The 21,637-nt window shown below is 41.5% G+C and carries 22 protein-coding genes and 2 pseudogenes; 13 read left to right on the top strand and 11 right to left on the bottom strand.

The window, feature by feature from the left end:
- Positions 1–91: 91 nt before the first annotated feature.
- Together FTU69_RS02655 and FTU69_RS02650 are read left to right on the top strand one after the other, a co-directional pair.
- Entirely contained in the window at positions 92–544 is a 453-nt protein-coding gene (locus FTU69_RS02655) for a TIR domain-containing protein (protein WP_180103440.1), read from the top strand.
- 3 nt (positions 545–547) lie between these two features.
- Positions 548–1,177, top strand: coding sequence for a hypothetical protein (locus FTU69_RS02650; RefSeq protein WP_180103439.1), 630 nt, complete (start codon positions 548–550; stop codon positions 1,175–1,177).
- A gap of 28 nt (positions 1,178–1,205) precedes the next feature.
- Here FTU69_RS02650 and FTU69_RS02645 read toward each other — a convergent pair whose 3' ends face one another.
- The gene (locus FTU69_RS02645; RefSeq protein ID WP_180103438.1) at positions 1,206–1,919 is read right to left on the bottom strand and encodes a deoxycytidine triphosphate deaminase; all 714 of its coding nucleotides are present in this window, start codon (positions 1,917–1,919) and stop codon (positions 1,206–1,208) included.
- Positions 1,920–1,921: 2 nt separating this feature from the next.
- A complete protein-coding gene (locus FTU69_RS02640) occupies positions 1,922–3,283 on the bottom strand; it encodes a hypothetical protein (protein ID WP_180103437.1) in 1,362 nt (453 codons plus the stop codon).
- 538 nt (positions 3,284–3,821) lie between these two features.
- Between FTU69_RS02640 and FTU69_RS02635 the strand changes: the two genes are divergently transcribed.
- Positions 3,822–4,874 (top strand): nucleotide kinase domain-containing protein, encoded by a 1,053-nt coding sequence (locus FTU69_RS02635; protein WP_180103436.1) that lies wholly within the window; start codon positions 3,822–3,824, stop codon positions 4,872–4,874.
- 334 nt (positions 4,875–5,208) lie between these two features.
- Here FTU69_RS02635 and FTU69_RS02630 read toward each other — a convergent pair whose 3' ends face one another.
- From FTU69_RS02630 to FTU69_RS02625, 3 genes and pseudogenes are all read right to left on the bottom strand, one after another.
- A complete protein-coding gene (locus tag FTU69_RS02630) occupies positions 5,209–6,333 on the bottom strand; it encodes a Fic family protein (RefSeq protein WP_180103435.1) in 1,125 nt (374 codons plus the stop codon).
- A 276-nt stretch (positions 6,334–6,609) separates the two neighbouring features.
- Positions 6,610–6,705 (bottom strand): annotated as a pseudogene (locus FTU69_RS14870) (catechol 1,2-dioxygenase); the annotation flags it as partial.
- 226 nt (positions 6,706–6,931) lie between these two features.
- Positions 6,932–7,027 (bottom strand): annotated as a pseudogene (locus tag FTU69_RS02625) (IS1 family transposase); the annotation flags it as partial.
- A 299-nt stretch (positions 7,028–7,326) separates the two neighbouring features.
- Between FTU69_RS02625 and FTU69_RS02620 the strand changes: the two are divergent.
- Complete coding sequence (locus FTU69_RS02620) at positions 7,327–7,581, top strand: TIGR03643 family protein (protein WP_004976999.1); 255 nt, start codon at positions 7,327–7,329, stop codon at positions 7,579–7,581.
- Here the strand turns inward: FTU69_RS02620 and FTU69_RS02615 are convergent.
- Entirely contained in the window at positions 7,578–7,697 is a 120-nt protein-coding gene (locus FTU69_RS02615; RefSeq protein ID WP_236162469.1) for a DUF2256 domain-containing protein, read from the bottom strand. The two genes, FTU69_RS02620 and FTU69_RS02615, sit on opposite strands and share 4 nt — an antisense overlap.
- Before the next feature lie 36 nt (positions 7,698–7,733).
- Positions 7,734–9,257, bottom strand: coding sequence for a cryptochrome/photolyase family protein (locus FTU69_RS02610; protein ID WP_180103434.1), 1,524 nt, complete (start codon positions 9,255–9,257; stop codon positions 7,734–7,736).
- Positions 9,258–9,637: 380 nt separating this feature from the next.
- Here FTU69_RS02610 and nudC point away from each other — a divergent pair, with 380 nt between their 5' ends.
- From nudC to FTU69_RS02565, 9 genes are all read left to right on the top strand, one after another.
- Positions 9,638–10,411, top strand: a complete 774-nt coding sequence (gene nudC / locus FTU69_RS02605; protein WP_171324809.1) for an NAD(+) diphosphatase — start codon at positions 9,638–9,640, stop codon at positions 10,409–10,411.
- A 227-nt stretch (positions 10,412–10,638) separates the two neighbouring features.
- On the top strand, positions 10,639–11,187 hold the full coding sequence (locus tag FTU69_RS02600; protein ID WP_136143614.1) for a lipocalin family protein: 549 nt from the start codon (positions 10,639–10,641) through the stop codon (positions 11,185–11,187).
- A 137-nt stretch (positions 11,188–11,324) separates the two neighbouring features.
- Positions 11,325–12,311 carry an acyl-CoA desaturase gene (locus FTU69_RS02595; protein ID WP_180103433.1) on the top strand — a complete coding sequence of 329 codons (987 nt, stop codon included), beginning with the start codon at positions 11,325–11,327 and terminating at the stop codon, positions 12,309–12,311.
- Positions 12,308–13,591 (top strand): NAD(P)/FAD-dependent oxidoreductase, encoded by a 1,284-nt coding sequence (locus tag FTU69_RS02590; RefSeq protein WP_180088388.1) that lies wholly within the window; start codon positions 12,308–12,310, stop codon positions 13,589–13,591. Before FTU69_RS02595 ends, FTU69_RS02590 begins: the two co-directional genes overlap by 4 nt.
- A 9-nt stretch (positions 13,592–13,600) precedes the next feature.
- Positions 13,601–14,395, top strand: coding sequence for a DUF1365 domain-containing protein (locus FTU69_RS02585; RefSeq protein WP_180088386.1), 795 nt, complete (start codon positions 13,601–13,603; stop codon positions 14,393–14,395).
- Entirely contained in the window at positions 14,392–15,588 is a 1,197-nt protein-coding gene (locus tag FTU69_RS02580; RefSeq protein ID WP_180088384.1) for a cyclopropane-fatty-acyl-phospholipid synthase family protein, read from the top strand. Before FTU69_RS02585 ends, FTU69_RS02580 begins: the two co-directional genes overlap by 4 nt.
- 25 nt (positions 15,589–15,613) lie before the next feature.
- Complete coding sequence (locus FTU69_RS02575) at positions 15,614–16,393, top strand: DUF1295 domain-containing protein (RefSeq protein WP_180088381.1); 780 nt, start codon at positions 15,614–15,616, stop codon at positions 16,391–16,393.
- An 8-nt stretch (positions 16,394–16,401) separates the two neighbouring features.
- On the top strand, positions 16,402–17,451 hold the full coding sequence (locus FTU69_RS02570) for a cyclopropane-fatty-acyl-phospholipid synthase family protein (RefSeq protein WP_180103432.1): 1,050 nt from the start codon (positions 16,402–16,404) through the stop codon (positions 17,449–17,451).
- A gap of 39 nt (positions 17,452–17,490) precedes the next feature.
- Positions 17,491–18,813, top strand: coding sequence for a sensor histidine kinase (locus FTU69_RS02565; protein WP_373685076.1), 1,323 nt, complete (start codon positions 17,491–17,493; stop codon positions 18,811–18,813).
- Here FTU69_RS02565 and FTU69_RS02560 read toward each other — a convergent pair.
- The 4 genes from FTU69_RS02560 to FTU69_RS02545 all read right to left on the bottom strand — a co-directional run bounded on the left by FTU69_RS02560 (position 18,810) and on the right by FTU69_RS02545 (position 21,563).
- Positions 18,810–19,502: a response regulator transcription factor gene (locus FTU69_RS02560; protein ID WP_111885226.1), complete on the bottom strand. Its 693-nt coding sequence runs from the start codon at positions 19,500–19,502 to the stop codon at positions 18,810–18,812. The genes FTU69_RS02565 and FTU69_RS02560 overlap by 4 nt on opposite strands.
- A gap of 11 nt (positions 19,503–19,513) precedes the next feature.
- Complete coding sequence (locus FTU69_RS02555) at positions 19,514–20,014, bottom strand: chalcone isomerase family protein (RefSeq protein ID WP_180103431.1); 501 nt, start codon at positions 20,012–20,014, stop codon at positions 19,514–19,516.
- Positions 19,990–20,562 (bottom strand): nuclear transport factor 2 family protein, encoded by a 573-nt coding sequence (locus FTU69_RS02550; protein ID WP_171525607.1) that lies wholly within the window; start codon positions 20,560–20,562, stop codon positions 19,990–19,992. Before FTU69_RS02550 ends, FTU69_RS02555 begins: the two co-directional genes overlap by 25 nt.
- A 119-nt stretch (positions 20,563–20,681) precedes the next feature.
- Positions 20,682–21,563 (bottom strand): LysR substrate-binding domain-containing protein, encoded by an 882-nt coding sequence (locus tag FTU69_RS02545; RefSeq protein ID WP_163142160.1) that lies wholly within the window; start codon positions 21,561–21,563, stop codon positions 20,682–20,684.
- Between the last annotated feature and the right edge of the window lie 74 nt (positions 21,564–21,637).

Below are 21,637 nucleotides of genomic sequence, written 5' to 3'. Positions count from 1 at the left end.
TCAAAAATTAATCAAAACTTTTAAAATCATATAGTTATGAAATATTTGTGCAACAAAGCCTTTTTTAACTAATAAGTATAGGGGATTAGCTATGGCTAAAAAAAATATTTTTATAAGTCATATACATGCAGATGATAATGGGCTTCAAAAAACTAAGGATTTAATGAAAACAAAAGGATTTGAAATTAGAGACTTTTCGATAAACTCTACTAAGCCCAATGGTGCGAAAGCAGAAGATTATATTAAGTATCAAATCTTGGCTCCTAGAATAAGGCAGTGTTCAACACTGATGGTTTACATAACACCTCAAACTAAAAATAGTTATTGGGTTAATTGGGAAATTGAATATGCTCAAAAACTAGGTCTAAGAATTGTGGGAGTTTGGGCTCATGGTCATCAGGGCTGTGAAATACCAGAAGAGTTAGAAAATTACGCTGATGCTATTGTGGGATGGAATAGTGATAGCTTAGTCAAAGCAGTTACGGGTGATAGTATTTTTGAAGGATATAGTTCGCCGTATGTTGCAAGACATTTATGCGGTTAATATATGAAAATTATTTCCTATGTATTAAGAAGAGATTATGGTTTTGCACCTAATCCTTTCTTTGGCTACTGTACTTTAGCTACATGTAAGCCTGATATCCGAAAAAGCGCAATGATAGGGGATTGGGTAATTGGTACCACTTCTGCCTCAACAGGTAGTATCAATAATTTAGTATTTGCGATGAAAATAACGGAAAAATTAACATTTGATGAATATTGGCATGATGAAAGATTCTTTAATAAGCGGCCTGTTTTAAACAGAAGCCGTAAATATCAATATGGCGATAATATTTATCACCAAGAAGATTCAGAATGGATTCAAATCCCTTCTCACCATTCGGAAGAGGACGGAAGTATTAATTATAGAAATGTTAATACTGATACAAAAAATGAGAATGTTCTGATTAGTGATCATTTCTATTATTTTGGGAAAAATAGTATTCCAATCCCAGTCGATCTCTTGGAAATTGTTAAAAAGGGTCCGGGTTGTAAGTATGTGGATAATGCGTTACACAACAGATTTTTAGTCGACTTTCTACAGAGCTATCCATTAGGGATAAGTGGTCCACCTTTTGCTTGGAAAGATTTACATCTCAATAAAGATCCTCAGCTTGATTTCATTTTTAATTTTTAGAATTGAAAAAAGCTGCTGATTTTTTAAATTATTGCGAAGAGATCCTAATAATTATGATAACTAAGGAAATGAATGTAAAAATAAGAAGTCCTGTTCGCACAAGTAACTTGCCCTCGATAGCATTAACTTCTTTTTTAATTTCCATTATGTCTTTATTATATTTTTCCTTGAGCTCTTCAATATCTTTTTTTAATTTAAAAGGAGAGAATATATCACCAGTCATATCAGTAATTTTATCACTAGAAATACTTGTAATTGGTTTGTCTTTTTTTACATACTTATTATTTGAATAATTTCCAGCAATAATACCTTCTTGATCTAAGTCTGCATACCAAATTAATGCAAAAGGGTTCCCTTTTTCTAATACGACATCACTAGGACCTGCATTATAAACGGAAAATGTAAGTTTTCCTCTCCAACCTGGATCAACATGGAAACCAGAGACGTTAATTAAGCCTTTATATTTATATTTAGCTTTAAAGGAAATAAAAGCAATATTCTCATTCGGTACATGTACTTCTTCCTCTGTAATTAAAAGTGCAAATTGACCTTTAGGAATAATAAATTGTGGCTCATCAGCAGTAAGTATTTTTTTTACTTTGGTATCACTTTCAGAATTGGGAGTTATGTATACTTCCTTCCCAATGGTTAATACTAATGAGGCACAATCAATTGCAGTATCCGGATGATGAGGGACTAACTTTCTCTTGTTTTTATCTAATCTATTACCACTCCAAAACATTCTTACATTACCTTATAGCCATCTTTGTAATTTCCATATACTTCAAAATATACATGTCTTTGCTCAACTTCATACAATCTGTTAGCAATTAAAGTCTCAATTCCTTTAATTTCATAAATATGGCACAAAGTGATAAGTATTTTGAAAATCTCAATCGTATATTGATTAAAATTATTCCGGAAATCGTGTTGTTCTACATGATCTAATGATTCAACTGTTTTGAGTATTTTCCCTGCTAAGATGCACATATCCATAGCAAGGTCTAAACCATGTTGTTTAAGTTCACTAATATATCCTTTTTGAGATAAATAATCCCGCCCGATAGAATCTGTCAATTTTTCTAAACTAGGTAAAATTAAATAATCAGAATCTAAGTTTTTACTTACTAGATTAAGAAAAATATTTGCATATGAAAAGTTTATGATTAGAGAATCAATAACGTACTTTTGAACTGTAGCTTCATTGACCTCTGCAGAACGAGTAGCCTCTAAAATTTGTCCACTATACTTGCCAATATGGGCAGCCATATGTCTTGCTTTATCTTGAGTGTTTAAAACCCAAATATCTTTATGATATCGATCATCATGAGACATTTGCTTTATTTCAAGGTTCTTAAGAATTTGTTCTACTGACATATGCATGCAACCAAAATTACTCCTAGCACATTCTATAAGATAACATAAAAATTTAGGACTCTTAGTACCTTGCTGAAGATTACAGCATTTCTTCTTATTAAATACTTTCTTTTTATGAGATATTTTCTCATAAAAAATACACTCTGTCTCATTTCCAAGCAGGTAAGTGCATAGGAATGGAAATAAGTAAAGTAGTATGCAAATAGTCAATATAAAGAGACTAAGGTAACCAGCAAGAGAGAGAAGAGATAAGGATGCTGGAAAAAAGGTTATTAATAAAATAATCCCTAAACCAATTATTATTGGATAAAAAATTCCTTTTCTAAAAATATTACATTTTGTTTCTGAAATTTGTAGACAACTATTGCCTTCTATGTCTGGTACTTTTACTAAATCTTTTGTGTAATTAAATATGTACATAATATAATTGATATTGTGTATCTCTCTTTGGAGACAATACGCTAAGAACCGGCCAGTCACATTGGGCTGTTTTGCAATTTTTTGAGCAAGTAGCTCTCTAGCCTGTAGGTTTTGTTTCTGTTTAAGTGAAGATTTAGTGAATTTAGTTTTAAAATCTTTTATAAGTTTTTCTTGTTCTAAGAGTTGATCTACAGAAGCATCTTTTGAATAACGCTTAAAAATCAATTGTAGCCCGAATATTAGATAGCATAAGATTGGTGTTATGACAATGTAATTTATTAAAATAACTAAAGATTTATTAATTTCCATTTACAGCTATATCCAATATTAGATTTAGAATGAGAGGGCTTTGTTGCATAAATATGTAAGCATCTGATTTAAATAAATTTAATTTTGGATCAAAAAATAATCAAAACCTTTAAAATCATATAGTTATAAAATCTTTGTGCAACAAAGCCGAATGAGAGTAACAGGCGAGCATTTTAATCGATTTAAATTATAAAAATAACTTTTTAAATAGTAAGTGTTAAGCCTTAGAGCAATTTTAGTACATCGTAAATTTGGAAAAACACTAGTGCTATGGCAGGTAGTCTCAAAAAAACTTGATGAGTATTGCTAAAAAACTATTGTACAATCAGAAAATTCTTTAAATGCACGTTCCAGAAAAGCCTTTAGCTCATCTGTGTAAGGGCTTTGTTGCATAAATATGTAAGTATCTGATTTAAATGAATTTAATTTTGGATCAAAAATTAATCAAAACTTTTAAAATCATATAGTTATGAAATATTTGTGCAACAAAGCCCTGTGTAAGTAAAAAATCCTCATAATGTGAATTGAGCAGTAAGTAGTGATTTATAAACAACAGCAACGAACATCTTTTCAAGAGGCCGATAGTAAATATCCTTCTTATTTAAAGTCTTTTGATCTATCTCCAGTTTATAAAACATATTGGAAGTTTGCCTGTGAAAGGCAATCTATCTATTTCAATAGATTAAATAAAAAAGAAAGACCGTGGACTGAGGATTCAGTACTTAGTGTTCACAAATTCACAAATACTTATCGTGCTGCAGATCGTGTAAGTCAATACTTAATTAAAAATGTGATATACAGGGATGACCTCCCAAATTCAGCAGAAGAAATTTTCTTTCGGATTATGCTTTTTAAATTATTTAATAAAATAGAAACTTGGGAATTACTAGAACAAAGTTTTGGATTAATTAGTTATAAAAATTATAGTTTTGATGCTTATGATGAAGTCTTAAAAAAAGCTATGGAACGTAAGGCTCGGATTTATTCTGCAGCTTATATTATACCGCCTGCTAGAGCTTTTGGATTTGATAAGAAACATCAAAATCATTTGCAATTATTGCAAAAAATGATGAGTGATAATTTAGTTGGTAAGCTAGCTAAAACTAACAAGATGAAGCAAGCGTTTGAGCTTATTAAAGGTTATCCAACTATGGGGGATTTTTTAGCATATCAATTCGTGACCGATATAAATTATAGTGAGCTAACAGATTTTTCTGAAATGGAGTTTGTTGTGCCAGGGCCAGGAGCTCGTGATGGTTTACGAAAATGTTTTAAAGATAAAAAAAATTTTAATGAACAAGAATTAATACAGTTAATGGCAAATCATCAAGAAGAAGAGTTTAGTAGATTAGGATTGAGTTTTAAATCTCTATGGGGAAGGCCATTACAACTGATCGATTGCCAAAATTTATTTTGTGAAGTTGATAAATATTCTCGAGTTGCTCATCCAGATGTTATGGGTATATCTGGTAGAACACGTATTAAACAAAAGTATAATTATACAGGTGAGCTTGAACAACCTTGGTTTCCACCTAAATGGAACATTAATGAAAAAATAGCTCAGTCTTTGACTTTGCATCCTTATAAGTAAATTTTCGTTGATTTTTAATTAAATTAGAAACCAATTATTTAATTATAAAGGATATTACATAGGTAAATTTTAATGTGTCATTATTGTGTCAATTCATATGCGAAATGAGGTTTAGTTACATTGATTTTATACTTAAAAAACTAAGGGCAAGCGTCATAAGTGATTGATTAATTAAATAATATGATGTTGAAAATACGGACTCATAATCCGTTGGTCGACAGTTCAAGTCTGTCTGGGCCCACCATATAAAACAACCACTTAGGTGTACTAATCCTAAGTGGTTTTTTTGTTTTTGCAAGCTGGTAAGCAAATGGTAGGCAGCTTAAATCAATATTTAATTCAATGAAGCATGAATTTGATATCTGGTATTGCGCCCACCACCTTCTAATTTCACAATACAGCCTTTTTCTAATAAATCAGTAAGATGGCGAGTGGCTGTAGCTTTACTGACTTTTGCAACTTTTTGATATTGTGCTGCACTGATACCATGTTCAAAGCCATTTTCACCACCATCTAGCAGTCTGTTTAAGACTTTACGTTGTCCTTCATGGAAGTCAATTTCAGAGTATTTTTTCCAAAAATTACTTTTAAAAAGTGTTCTGTTAATACGTTTTAAAGTTTGCTCTAGACTTTCATTAAGAGCTTCTAAAAACCAAACTAGCCATTCAGTGATATTAGAGTCACCTTTTTGCGTGGCTTCAAGTACCTCGTAATAGCTTTTTCGCTTATTCAAAATAACAGGTGACATTGCGTATAATCGGATACTTTGTTGATCCATTTGCGCTAAGGCAAGGTCGGTTAGTGTTCGTGTTATACGTCCGTTACCATCGTCAAAAGGATGGAGAGTTACGAACCACAGATGAGTAATACCTGCTCGAATAATTGGATCAAGCAAATGATCGGATTTACTTACATTAAACCATTTAATAAATTCATTAAGTCGCTGCTCTAGCCCAATTCGTGGTGGGGCTTCAAAATGTACAGTTGGATACTCAATACGACCAGAAACCACTTGCATTGGCTCATGTCCACGTAGCTGACCAACACGAATCCGTTGCATTGTCCAATCAGTTTCATTAAAGAGCCATTGGTGCCACTGGAATAATCTTTCAATCGTCAAATCTTGGTTAAAGTTATTCAGTGCATCGAACATAATATCTGCCAATCCATCAGAACGTTCAGAGCTTGGATAAGGCTGTTCTAGAGATACACCTAAGCGTTTTGCTAAAGATGATCGTAATGAGTAGACATTGAGAGTCTCATTTTCAATAGCAGAAGAGGAAACAAGATTGGCAATTAAGTTATCCAATGTTAAGTGTTCTTTTTCAGGATTATGTTGACTTTGTCCGAGTAAAATACCGACCTTTTGATGGATGTGTCTCGTTAGAGGGAGGATCTTATAGTCATCCCATGTGAAGGCTGTCCAGTTAACTTGTTTCCATATCCAATCATCATACATAATGATTACTCTTCTACTTGAATAATGTGATGAGAATATAGTGTATATTCGGCTCAAATTGTGAGTCAAATAATTATAATAAACAGCTCATTTTGATTTATGATGGATACATAAAATTGATTCAGTAATTATCAGTGACAGTATAATCTTTCAGTTTCAATTGGCTTTGTTGCACAAAGATTTCATAACTATATGATTTTAAAGGTTTTGATTATTTTTTGATCCAAAATTAAATTTATTTAAATCAGATGCTTACATATTTATGCAACAAAGCCTACGCGGATTACCACCCTCTTGCTCAAGACCACTGAGTAGATTTATAAAATTTTGTACTTCTTCCGTGTTAAAAATTTTAACATTTGCGGCTGTCATGGCTATCTCCTTCATGTTGCCATAATGCTGGTCTACTTCATAATTACTCAATCGTTGTATGAGTTAAGACTGCATTGATTCTTAAATTATATATCCGTTTATATATACCTTAATTAAATGTTATAGCCCTATCTAGTCTTTTTTTGGCATCTTTAAATACTTAAAAGGTATATTTAAGGAATGTGGTTTTAAATAATTAGGTGGTGTTTCAAAAAGTATGCTGGCGTTAAACAAATCCGTTATTAAGGTAAAAGAAAGTCAAATCAAAGGCTTTAAAATGATTTTCGAGCTTTTTAAAAAAGTTGCAACTTCTCCTAAGCCCCAATCAATAATTGAACCGATCTTTCTCTAATTTCAGGGGTATATTTTAATTTTGTCATCGGGATAGTCTCTCAGAATATTGACTCTCCCACAAACCCGGTACGGTTCAGCTTTATGCAACAAAGCCCTTGCAAGGCACGCTCGATGATATAATTAAGCTCTAGCCATTTCGGCTGACACAGAGTTTTGAACGTTCTCAAAAAAATCACAAAAAATTCATGATTGTACTGTTATTCTTTTAGTCAAATTAAAGTCGATAAAGCTTATTGACGCTTCATGATGATTAAAAACGAGAATAGTATGAATCAATTTTCTGAAGAAGACTTATCCAGAATTATAGAAATGGCTTGGGAAGATCGAACTCCTTTTGAAGCTATTTTATGTGAGTATGGTTTAAATGAAGCGGCGGTGATCCGCTTGATGCGGCAAAATATGAAAGCATCGAGTTTTAAAATGTGGCGTGAACGCGTCACCGGCCGAAAAACTAAACATCTGCAACTGCGTTCACCCGACGTGATACGGGCCTATTGTTCACGGCAATACAAGCGTTTCTAAGCGTTTGATTTTGACCGCTGTCTGGACTCACGTTTACATCGTTCAGAACAGTATCTGACTTCCTCCCAGCAGCGTTGCCATTTTTTGCGCCAAGTAAAAGGACGCAAACAGTGCATACAGATTTTTTCAGGAAGATGCTGTTTTTTCATGGTTTATAACTCATCAATCCGGCTAAGAAGTTGCTGGGCATGGCTGATAATCTGCGGCCGATCTTTAAGCTTGTCCAGCTGTCGATAGATCATGCCCATACGTGGATGAGTACGGAATGTCGCTTCATGCCGGATCATGAAATACCAGTACAGGCTGTTGAAAGGACAGCTGTCCGGTTCGGTACGGGTTTTGACATTGTAGCTACAGTGCTTGCAGTAATCCGACATCTTATGGATATAATTGCCCGAAGCCCCATAGGGTTTGCTGGCCATCAATCCGCCATCGGCATGCATCACCATGCCCAAGGTGTTCGGTAGTTCTACCCATTCATAGGCGTCGGCATAGACTGCTAGATACCACTCGCTGATCTGCTTCGGGTCTATACCGGTTAATAAGGCAAAATTTCCAGTCACCATCAAACGCTGAATATGATGTGCATACGCATGCTGAAAAGTATTACGGAAACACTCAGCCATGCAGTTCATCTGAGTGCGGCCAGTCCAGTAAAATTGTGGCAACGGGGTTGAGTACTGCAGCGCATTGCGGCTGGCATACTCCGGCATGTACAGCCAGTAAATTCCGCGGACATATTCGCGCCAGCCTAGAATCTGTCGGATAAAACCTTCCACTGCATTCAGTGGTGCATGACCTTCATGGTAGGCAGCTTCTGCCGCATCACAAACTTCTTTGGGCAGTAACAGACCACAATTTAGATAAGGCGAGAGCAGGCTGTGAAACAGCATGTCTGCACCCTGAGCCATGGCATCCTGATAATCTCCAAAATGCGGCAAACTGTGGGTAATGAAATGCTCCAGTGCAAGCAGAGCATTGCTACGTGTAGTGGCCCAGCGGAAGTTGTCAAGGCTGCCAGCGTGAAGTGGAAACTCGCGCTCAGCCAGTTGCATTACATCCAGATCAATCTGATCGCGTTCAAAATGAAGTGTTGGAGGCAATGGTGGAGTGCCTGACCATGCCTTGCGATTGGCGCTGTCATAGTTCCACTGTTGTCCAAGCGGCTGCTGTCCCTGCATCAAATAACCGGTCTGTTTACGCATTTCCCGGTAAAAATATTCCATGCGCAACGTCTGGTAGCGGCTGGCCCAGTGCCGGAACTGCTCCGGGCTACAGAAAAAACGATCATCATCCAGACAGTGTACTGGCAGTTGCAACTGCTGGCTCCAGTGCTGTTCAATCTGCTGCTGCAGGCGGTATTCCCCGCATCGGGTCATTACCAGTTCTTTGACGGGGAACAGCAGTTGCTGTGCCTGTACGAAATCCAGCAGGCTACGAATCGGACTGCCGGACTGAAAAGCATGGTAACGTACACGCCAGCCTTCCGCTTTGAGCTCTTTGGCAAAATGCCGCATCGCGCTAAAAATCAGGGCAATTTTCTGCGGATGATGGGCGACATAAGTCGCTTCCTCAACCACTTCGGCCATCAGGATCACATCCTGGGTACTGTCTAGCGCTTTAAGCGTAGCGAGCTGATGATGAAGCTGGTCACCTAAAATTAAACCGAAACGCATAGCCTTTCCAGACCCGATCAAAGATAGTCTAGTGTAAAGCCAGACAGTTCAATTTTTTGTGAAAATACAGATCAGTCCGCATGTTCAGTCAATTCAGCCCGACCTGATTTGCTGACATTGCACAGGAATCATGATTGCTACAATAACAGAGTGTCCATCTCTATAATGCTACAGCCAGTTAATGAAACTCGCTTCGCATTATTCCTGAAGACATAAATGTTGTGAAAATTATGTGATTTTAATCAAAAAGATACAAATTATTATGGTTGTAATTCAGGCAGCGTGCGCTTAGTATCTAAAGAGAAGTTACTCTATGTAAGCTTCCTTAGTTTTGTCCCATACACCCCAATGTATGGGATTTTTTTTAATCAGTGGATGTCATGAGCATGCATTCAAAAGCGTATATTTTTAGACAGCAGCAATTAATGGTGGATGAGCATTTTCAGTTGCCGCTGGTAGCAAGACTGCAGCACGACTTGGATCTGTCGGAAAATGGCCAGGTTATTGCACGGGATCTAAAAGAAAATGAATTAGTACCTGAAGGCTATCAACTAGTCCCGATCCGGCAATTGGTGCAGGTCTGGAGCAGGCCACAGTTTGAACAAGCCAGTCGCGCTGTGCAGTTGCTAGAGTGGCGCCGTAATCACCGCTTTTGCAGTAAATGTGGCCACCCGACCCAGCAGCACGTCAGTCACTATGCTATGGTCTGCCCATCCTGTGGTTATAACCAGTATCCGCGTGTGAATCCTTGTGTGATCACTATCATTACCCGAGGTACAGATGAAATTCTGCTGGCAAAAAATGCTCGTAACAAAACCCAGATGTACAGCCTGATTGCCGGATTTGTCGAAGTGGGCGAAACCCTGGAGGAGGCGGTACGCCGTGAGACGATGGAAGAAGTGGGACTACAAATCAAAAATATTCAATATCTAGCCAGTCAGCCGTGGCCGTTTCCCAGCAATTTGATGATGGCCTTCAGGGCAGAATATCATGCAGGCGAGATTCAGATTCAGGAAAATGAACTCAGCGATGCGCAGTTTTTTAAGTTTGATCAGTTACCCGAGATTCCGTTCAAGGGCAGTATCGCCTATGCCATGATTCAGCATGTGATGCATGGCACACCTGTTGCCGATGACAGCAAAGAATGGCTTTGAATTAACTAGTCTGGTTTGACTGCTTAAATTAAGAAAAGAATCAGGAGGTTTATTTTCGATCGGTGTAATTCCCGAGAACCTGAATTTTCTAATGTTGAAGACTTAATTATTTTTTAGCGGATAAACGAATGGCATCTCAACAAAAACTGAATCGCAGCATCTAATCTTCACGATTTGTTCACATCCATCTGGGTTATGCTATTACTAAAATCAAATAAGGCTTAAAAATGAAGATGCTATTCAAGTCGGTTTTCGCAGTTACAGCGCTGGCCATCATCAGCTTAAGCTTTACTGCCCGAGCTGAAACGGTTGCCCCTCAGGCAGTCGATCAGGTGGATATCCGGCAGTATGCGGGTAAATGGTATGAAATTGCGCATTTACCGATGTATTTTCAGCGTAAATGTGTCTCGGATATCTCGGCACAATACACTGTCAATGCCGATCAGACCATGGGCGTCTTAAATAGCTGCCGGATTGAAAATGGTGAAATGATCAGCTCTGAAGGGGTAGCCTATCCGCAAAATCAGGGCAACAGCAAACTGAAGGTCAGCTTTTTGCCGCCAGGTTTAAGATGGATTCCGTTTACCAAAGGGCATTACTGGGTATTACGCGTGGATCCGGAATATAAAGTGGCGCTGGTCGGTGGACCGAGTACCAAATACCTGTGGATTTTATCGCGCGAACCGCAACTGGATGAAGCCACCTATGAGTCCTATCTGGATACAGCAAAATATTATGGCTACGACGTTACAAAACTGATCAAATTGCCGCATTAATCTGTTACCCTTTTGCCGAACTCATTAGTCTCTCTACAGTTCGGCTTTTTTTTATTTCACTTCACATAAAATTCATATCTGACTGATTAGACTCATCAAATAGAATAAAGACAACCGCTTAAAAGTAGGATGAGTCCATGTTGAAAAGCCTGATGCGATGGATAGACAGCTGGTCCATACACACATCGCCTGAAACGCTGACCGCTGAAAATAGTAAAATTCAGTGGTTCAGAATTTTACCCTTTATTCTACTGCATCTGGCCTGTCTGGCAGTATTCTGGGTGGGGGTATCGTGGTTTGCACTGGGTTTCATGCTCGCATTCTACCTAATCCGCATGTTTTCCATTACGGCCTTTTTTCATCGCTATCTGTCACATAAAACTTTTCAGACTTCGCGTCTGGTGCAATTCCTGTTTGTGTTAATTGGAACTATGAGTGCACAGCGTGGTCCGCTATGGTGGGCGGCCCATCACCGTTATCACCACCGCTATACCGATACATTACAAGATCCACACTCCTCAACACATGGTTTTTGGTACAGCCATGTCGGCTGGTTTTTAAATGAATATAATTTTGCCACGCGTAAAGAAGTGATCAAGGACTGGCTGAAATATCCGGAACTGATCTGGCTGGACCGCTTCAGTTTAATTGTGGTGCTGCTGACCGCGGGAGGAATTTATGCACTCGGGGAGTGGGTGGCCATCACCTGGCCGCAACTTGGTACATCAGGCCTGCAATTGCTAGTGTGGGGCTTTGTCGTGTCTACCGTGTTACTGATCCATGCCACCTTGTGTATCAATTCACTGGCGCATCATTATGGCAGCCGAGATTTTGACACTGAAGATCACAGCCGTAACAACTTATTCTTGTCCATCATTACCTTAGGCGAAGGCTGGCACAACAATCACCATTATTATGCCGGCAGTACCCGGCAGGGTTTTTACTGGTGGCAGATTGATGTGACCTATTACCTGCTGAAACTCATGTCCTGGCTCGGGCTGGTCTGGGGACTCAAGCCCATTCCGGCACGTGTCTATGATGTCAGTAAAATTGCCCGGGCTCGAAAACAGATAAAAGCTGTCAAGACCGGCACTCCGACTATTCATTCAAAGGAATCACCATGAAAATTGCAATTATTGGTTCAGGTATTTCCGGTCTGTACGCTGCCTGGAAACTCAGCAAAGCGCATGAAGTCACAGTCTTTGAAAAGAATAACTACTTTGGTGGTCATACCGATACCCATCAGCTGAATATCGATGGTGAACAGGTTGCGGTAGACAGTGGCTTTATTGTATTTAATGAGCATAACTATCCGCTGTTCTGCGCCATGCTCAAAGAACTTGGGATTCAATCGCAAAGCAGTGACATGGGCTTTTCTGTGAATAATCAGGTCAGCGGCTTGCAATACAATCCGTCAAAAAAATTATCCCTGTTGTTTAGACCTCAAAACTTTTTTAATGCAAATTTTCGCGCGATGTTGTCGGATCTGTTCCGTTTCTATGCGGCCAATAAAGATCTGGATGTGGAACAGGTCGATGCACAGCTCAGTATTGATGAGTATCTGGATCGGCATGGCTATTCCGAAGCCTTCCGTCAGGAACATCTCTATCCGATGTGCGGGGCGCTGTGGTCCTGCCCGGTGGAACAGGCCGGACAGATTCCGTATAAGTTTGTGGTGAGCTTTTTCCAGCATCATCGCATGTTGCAGCTCAAAGACCGTCCTTTATGGCTGACGGTCAAGGGTGGATCAGCTCGCTACGTCCGTGCCATTCAGGCCCAGTGCAATATCACGTTCCGTAAAACTGCTGTGCATCAGGTGTCTCGCAGTGCCAATGATGTGCTGATTGAAACTCAACAGGGCAGTGAGCGTTTTGACTGGGTGATTTTCGCCAGCCACGCCGATGACAGCCTGAAACTGCTGAAAGACCCGTCTGCACAGGAACTGGATGTGCTCGGCAAGTTCCGCTATCAGGATAACCGCATGGTTGTACATTCCGATACCTCTATCATGCCCAAATCCCGTCGCCAGTGGGCCAGCTGGCATGTACACGTCACGCCGACTCAGGTCACTGAACAGACGCCATTCCAACACAGTGGCACACATTATGGCTTTAGCTACTGGATGAACCAGTTGCAGAACCTGAACTGCAAAACCCAGGTCTTTGCCACCCTGAATCCTAATTTTGCCCTGAATCCTAAAAAAGTCTGGGTAGAACGACATTACCGTCATCCCGTGTTTGATGCCCCAGCGATTGAAGCACAGCAACGCTGGGCCGAGGTCAACGGCCAAAACCGCACTTCATATTGCGGCGCTTACTGGGGCTGGGGCTTTCATGAGGATGGGGCGCGTAGCGCATCATGGGTAATCGATCAGCTATTAAAACAGGCCGAACAGGCAGCCTAGGAGCGCATGATGCAGATGTATCCACTGGCGATCGCCACTGCTGAAATCCGGCATCGACGTTATTTGCCCCAAGCACATGCTTTTAAAACCCAGCTGAGCTATCTATGGTTTGATCCAGATCAACTCACGACGTTTACCCGAAAATCCTGGCTGTGGTCATCTAAACGCTGGAATTTCCTGACCCTAGATGAGCGCGATTTTCTGACTATGGAATGTGGCTCGATTCGGCAGAAGATTGCACGCCTGCTGATCAAGCGGGAAAACTATCTGTTACCGCATGCCGCTTCCATCCGGGTGCTGGCTTTACCGCGCACACTAGGTTTCCGTTTCAATTCCGTAGTATTTTATCTGGTCTTTGGTGCCACCGACCAATTGCTCTTTGTGCTGAGTGAAATCACCAACACACCGTGGAATGAACGACAGGTCTACATTCACGACTGCCAGAACAATGCAGACGAATATGCGCCGTACCAGAGTCACCAGTTTGACTTTAAAAAGGCCTTTCATGTGTCGCCGTTCATGCCGATGGGGCTGGATTATCGCTGGCGCTTCAGCTTTTCGGATCGGCAGAACGTGATTCATATGCAGCTGTTTGAGCAGGGAGTCTTGCAATTCGATGCCACCCTGAAATTTTCCTTGCAGGCCATCACGGTTCCTTCACAGCAGCATCGCTATGCTGTAATGAAAGTTCTTGAACCCTTCAGGATGGTCAGCGGAATTTATCTGCACGCCTTTCGTTTATGGAAAAAGAAAGTTCCATTTTACCGACATCCTAAAAAAGAAAAAGGAAACACATTGCGATGAAGACACTATTCATGGGAGAGCAAAGCACACTGCCGGTGGTACTGCGCCACCTGCTGAAATTACGCCATGGTCAGCTGATTTTTAAAGGCGTCTGGAACGGGGCTGTCGGGGAAAATAGCGATTTACAGGCGGTGATACAGGTGCATGATGTCCGTCTGATGGATCTGCTGTTCCGTAATGGTGTACTGGGTGCTGCCGAAGGTTTTATCCGTGGCTACTGGAGCAGTGCAGATCTGGTCGATGTGATCCGCATTTTGGCACGTAACCGCGATGTGCTGGACCAGATGAATCAGAATGCAGTGGCCAAAGCCAGCCAGTTACTGTTAAAGGTCTGGTATAAATCGCGCAAGAATTCGATTGATGGCAGCCGCAAAAATATTGCTGAGCATTATGACCTGAGCAATGACTTTTTCAAGCTGTTCCTGGATTACAGCATGATGTATTCCAGTGCGGTATTTAAAGAGCCGGGCATGAGCCTGGAACAGGCTTCGGATTATAAAAAAGAACTGATCTGCCAGAAACTGCAACTCAAACCGATGGATCATTTGGTCGAAATAGGCAGCGGCTGGGGAGGTTTTGCCATTTATGCCGCGCAACATTATGGCTGCAAGGTCACCACCATTACCATTTCCAGAGCACAGTATGATGAAGCTGTGGCCCGGGTCGCTGCAGCCGGACTGTCACATCGTGTGACTGTGCAGCTGAAAGATTACCGCTTACTGGAAGGCAAATATGACAAGCTGGTGTCGATTGAAATGATCGAGGCCGTAGGTGAGCAGTATTTACCAACTTATTTCCGAAAATGCCGCGAGCTCCTCAAGCCGAATGGTCTAGCGTTGATACAGGCCATTACCATTGAAGATGCACGCTATGCCAAAGCCCTGAATACCGTTGACTATATCAAGCGCTATATTTTCCCGGGCAGTTTTATTCCCTGTATCAGTGTCATGACCCAGACCGCTTCCGAACAAAAACTGCGACTCAAACATCTGGAAGATATCGGCCAGAGCTATGCCCAGACCTTGCACTGCTGGCGTCAGCGTTTCTTGCAGCAGCATGATCAGGTACTTGGGCTTGGCTTTGATGAGCGTTTTATCCGCATGTGGGATTTTTATCTGTGTTATTGCGAAGGTGGCTTCCGCGAAGGCGTGATCAGTGATGTACATCTGCTGTTCGAAGCCAGTGCCTACTAAGCCAAGATAAAACAGGAGGGACGAAATGCTGCTGAATTTACTGATGCTGAATGTCTTTATCATGCTCTGTAGCTGGCTGCTGGTGACCTATAACCGCAGAGCAGGGCTGGTCGATGTCGCTTGGAGTTTCAGTATTACCCTCAATGTGATTATTGCCGCTTGGGCGATTGACAGTGCACCGATGTTGGTTCGCTTATTTCTGGGACTGGCGAGTGGGATCTGGTTTTCACGGCTGACTTGGCATCTTTTACGGCGCTATGCCAGTGAAACCCAAGAAGACACGCGTTATGCCAACATGCGCCGAGCGATGGGGGATTATCAGCATCTTGGTTTTCTGGTGTTTTTTATATTTCAGGCAGGTTTGGCTCTATTGTTTTCTTACCCAATGCTGAAGTTGTTAAGTATCTCGACCCAGCAGTGGAATGACTGGACTTTGGTCACTGTGATTGTGGCGGGCATGATCATGCTATCCGCTTTGATAGGCGAAAGCACTGCCGATCAGCAACTTTACCGTTTTAAGCTAGATCCACAGAATCAAGGTAAAACCATGGATCGGGGACTCTGGAAATACTCGCGTCATCCGAATTATTTCTTTGAATGGCTGCACTGGTTTGCCTATCCGGTCCTTGGTCTGGCAGCAGGTGCCTATGGATTATGGATTTATCCGCTGCTGATGTGGCTGTTTCTCTACTATATCACCGGGATTCCCTTTAGTGAACAACAGGCGCTGGCACATCGCGGCGACAACTATAAAGACTATCAACGACGAACTTCAATGTTTATTCCGTGGCCACCCAAACAGTAGGTAAATACATGGACTTTATGATTCAACAATCTTTAAAACTGGTCGAAAGTGGCAAGCTGCCCGATTCGGTGATTCGCGCGGGCATTCGCAGCCTAAGCAAAAAACGTCTGGCACAAGAAGGACGCTTTGACCCGGCACTGGCAGCTCGGCGCTATATGGATGTGCTGCATATGCTGAAAAATAGCGAGATTGCCATCGAGACCGACAAGGCGAATGAACAGCACTATGAACTGCCCACCGCATTTTTCCAGGCGGTGCTGGGCAAGCGTCTGAAATACAGTGCTAGCCTGTTTGAACATACTCATACCACGCTGGACCAGGCGGAAGAAGCGGCACTTGCCAGCTATTGCCAGCGTGCACAGTTAAAAGATGGACAGGATATTCTGGAAATTGGCTGTGGCTGGGGATCTTTGAGTCTGTATATGGCCGAGCATTATCCCAAAGCCCGTATCACGGTGGTGTCGAATTCCTCGACCCAGCGCCTCTATATTCAGGAACAATCGCGTCTGAAAAAACTGCAGAACCTGACGGTGATCACCTGCGACGTCAATGTGCTGCAAATGGAACCCGCGTCCTTTGACCGGGTGGTTTCGGTGGAAATGTTTGAACATGTACGCAACTACCAGAAACTGTTTGAAAATATCAGCAGCTGGCTGAAAGCGGATGGTCTGCTCTGGTGCCATATTTTCTGTCACCGTTTCCTGCATTATCCGTTTGAAGTGAAAAATGAATTCGACTGGATGTCGAGATATTTCTTCAGTGGCGGACTGATGCCGGCAGCGTCAACCTTTCTACATTTCCAGCAGCATTTGCAATTAGAGCAGCACTGGCAATGGGCGGGTACGCAGTATGAACGTACCGCAAATGCTTGGCTAGAAAATATGGATGGTAAACAGGCCGAGCTAAAGCCCTTGTTTGAAAAAACTTATGGCGCGGATGCCGCAATTTGGTGGCAACGCTGGCGGATTTTCTTTATGGCCTGTGCCGAGCTGTTCGGTTATGAGCATGGACGCGAATGGGTGATCGGTCACTTTCTGTTTAAAAAGAAAACCGTATAATTGAATGGCGAATCGGATGGGGTGGCGGGGAATTCACCAATGTTAAAGCTGTTCAGGGACAAACACGATCATCCTCTGGGTGAGGTGTTTAACCGCTATTACTGGCTGCAAATCGGATTCATTGCCCTGTCTGTGGTAATCGGGATTGGCTGTAGTGCTTGGGTAATCAAAGGTTCCCTGCTCAGAACTGCGCTAGAACAGGAAATGTCACACTACTGGCAGCGGCTGGAACGTAATCCGGCTGCTGAACTGCCCGACACTAAAAACTTGTATGGTTATCGCTGGAGCGATGTACCGCCAGTCCAATTTCGCCACATACAGCTTGAGCAAGGGGTGAACCGGCATTTTGTCGATGGCAAGGAGCGCATGACCGTGTATGGTGAAAAAGACGGACAGCATGTGCTGCTGGTGTTTGGCGAAAGCAACGTCAACAAGCTGGTCTGGCTGTTTGGTCTGGCACCGCTGATGGTCAGCCTGTTTGTGCTATATAGCGTATTGTGGTGGTGGAACCGTCGGGCCCGACGTTATTTTTCCCCGATTACCCGGTTGGCCAATGCGCTGGAACATATCGACTGGGAACATCAGAAAAATCAGGCTTCGCCTTTTCAGGACATCCGCACCGACTCCAATCTGGAAGCTGAATACCTCAAGCAGGCGCTGGAAAAATATCATCAGGTATTAAGCGAATTTATTCAGCGTGAGCGTGAATTTACCGGAGATGTTAGCCATGAGCTGCGCACGCCACTGACCATTTTAAAAGGCAATGTGCAGCTGTGTCAGGCACGCTATGGCGACAACAAGTCCTTTACCCGCCTGCATAACACCATTGAAGACATGCAGCTGCTGGTCGATACCTTGCTGGCCATTGCCCGCAATACCACCAACACTTTAACTGCTGAACCGACCATGCTTTCAGAATGTCTGGACAATCTGGTGCAGGATCTAGAGAGTGTCAGTCATAACAAAGGCATGCAGATTGACCTGCAAAAAGACCTCGATGAACAGCCGCGTAAACTTTATCCATCCATGACCAAAATGGTGTTTGGTAATATTCTGCGCAATGCGCTGAACTATTCACAGGGCACAGAAATTGATGTGATTCTGGAAAAAAATAAAGTGCTGATTGCTGACAATGGGGTCGGCATGCCTTTACCTAACAATTCTAAGGTTCAGGAACTGTCTGGCCAGCAGCTACAACTGGAAATCAAAGGGCATGGCATTGGATTGCAATTGGTGCAAAAGCTATGCAAACAGCTAGGTTGGCGTGTGGAGCTGTTTGACAGGCAATATTATCTTGGCACTCATCAGAATGTTGACCTGGCAATGACCACTGGACTGATTGTCGTTGTGTACCTAAATTAGGCTTCATCTTCGAAAGCAATCTTTAAACCAATCCCGGATATGGTGTGAATCAGCTTTTGTTCAAAGGGTTTATCGACCATTTTGCGTAAATTATAGATATGACTGCGCAGAGCATCACTTTCTGGCTCTTCGTCACCCCAAAGCTCCATCATAATTTCCTGTTTGGTCAGTACTTTAGGAGAGTGACGCATCAGTAGCTTCAAAAGTTTAAACTGAATAGGAGGCAATTCAATGTTCTGCCCAGCTCGAGTTAGCTGCTGTGTTGCTGGGTCCAAAATTAGGTCATGAATTTGCAGACGACTGCTAGATACTTCACCCAGAGAACGTTTGATCAGGGCCTTGACCCGAACCACCAGCTCGTTAAAGTCAAAGGGCTTGACCAGATAATCATCCGTGCCGGAATTGAAGCCTTTGAGTTTATCATCCAAGGTATCCCGAGCGGTAAGCATCAAGACAGGTAAGTCCAACCCTTCTTCATTGCGTAACCACTCGCACAATTCATAACCAGAACCATCAGGCAAATTAATGTCTAGTAGCAAGATATGGTAGCGTTGCTGTTTCAGTAATTGTCTAGCAGCACTCAGATTGCGGGCATGATCGACCACAAAGCCATGTTCTTCCAGAAACTCGCATAGGGTAGAGGCCAGTTCATAATGGTCTTCAACCATCAGGATAAAATGTTTCGACATAGCGGCAGATACTAATTTAATAATTGCTGTTTTAATTTAGCACTAAATGGCTGGGGACCCAGCCATATATTAGAATATTGTTGTGCCAGAGGATGTTTAAGCTGCCCTAAACCCTGCTGGTTCAGGGATAAGCTTAGGGTCTGTGTAGCATGGTCGTATTTTAAACGGTACAGGTCGCCTGATCTGACCGGACGATACAAATCGGTGATTGGGTTGAATAGAGCATGTATTTTTGCGTCTTTAACATTACGTTTCAGTAAATGTGTGGCCGCACGCTTAAATGCCCATTCCGGAATATTCTGTGTATAGGAAAAGTCCATCTGTATATTTTGTTTTTCCCAGGACTGGCTACAGTTTTGTGCAAAATAACTTGCCATACCGACCTGTTTTTGACCCACCATCAGCGGACCATTGCCGCATTGATTCAGGCTTTGTGCCTGGACCCATGGACTGAAGCTACATCCCATCACTAACGCCGTACTAATCGCTATTTTTTGAAAGGCAGTAGCCATGAGTAGCCCCCTCCAACATAAGGCAGGGAACGATACAGGCCATTCGCAGGGTCCCAGAAATCCTGCTGGAAAATAATCTTGTTGTTTTCGTTGATCTTGATTTCACTGATGCCATAAGAGTCCATACTGCGGGTCGTGCCGAACATTTTAAAATCATAGGTCATATGCCAGTGCACATAGGCAGAGTCCTGATGATAAGAAGCGTTTAACAGCTTGACGCTGACCTTGCTGACCCGTTTGTTCATGCCTTGAAAGTGCTCCAGCAGATTTTGACGGGATGAAAATTGCGATAGGGTATCGTTAATAAACAGCTGGTCGGCATACAGCGATCCGGCTCTTTCCACAAATTCCGGTGTGCCCAAGGTATTAAAGGCTGAGGTAAAGCGGAGGCCGATATCCTGAGCTTTAGCCTGATCCAGCGCTATCCCCTGAATACCATTTCTAGATTGGGCGTAATCGGCTGAATAACTGGGAATACTTTTACATCCGGCTAACAACAGAAGCGGCAAGGATAAGGCTGTAGCAATTAGTGTTTTTACAAGTCTCATCATCAGTGTCCGTATGAAGTGTGTGTTTATACCTTAGGCAGCACAGCGTGAACAGAATGTGAAATAGACGTTATAGATGAAGCAATTGAATAGAATTTTTCAAATCAAAGATTAAATGTTTAACTTTTTTCTTCGGCCATTAACCAATCAATGATATTCATAACATCACGATTTTCGTTATTTTTTCTGACCATTGCATAAAAATTATAGTCACAATAGATAAAACCAAAAGGGGCAATGATCTTTCCATTTAACATTTCTTTTTCTACTAGAATTTGAGGTGCTATGGCAATTCCTAACCCAGACACGGCAGCCTCTATCATTAAATTCAGACTATCAAAATAACGGTCATTCGCTTTTGGGGAAAAGTGAATCTTGGACTGATCAAACCATGTATGCCATGCACTTTTATTTGAGTGAGTATGAAGTAATGGATAATTTAAAAGATCATTTACGGAATGAAGAGGATTTATTTCACGATTACAAACAGGCCCCATGTTATCGGGAAATAAAAGATATTTATTCAAAAAGTTGGGAAGTATATGATTTTCACTGATGCTATTGATAAATATGTCAACTTTCTCTTTTTCTAACAATTTTAAATCATTACATGTCATTAATTTGATATGGATATTGGGATAAATGACTTCGAGCTTTTCTAATCGAGGAATCAGCCAATTTGCCATAAAACTATGAGAAGCGCCTATGACAACTTCTACTTCAGATGTCTTATTAGTTAACTCAAAGACGCATTGTTCTAAACGATTAAAAAGCTGCGTACAAACGAGCGATAATTCTTCTGCGTCGGCCGTCAGAGAGATGGTCGAGGAATGTCGAATAAACAATTTTTTATCCAACCATTCTTCTAACTGCTTTATTTGATGGCTAATCGCGCTATGGGTGACACATAATTCTTCGGCAGCTAAGCTGAAACTTTTATTTCTGGCGACAGCTTCGAAAGCTTTTAAAGCATTAAGCGGAGGTAATGTTCTGCGTTTCATGTTGTAAAATTTTCTAACACCATAACCACAAAATATATCAATTATCATAAAAATGAAAATATTTTAAGATCAAA

It is taken from the genome of Acinetobacter sp. YH12134 (assembly GCF_013418555.1).
GTDB lineage: Bacteria > Pseudomonadota > Gammaproteobacteria > Pseudomonadales > Moraxellaceae > Acinetobacter > Acinetobacter indicus.
Note: the sequence above shows the minus strand (reverse complement) of the source record. Positions and strands in the feature narration are given on the sequence as shown.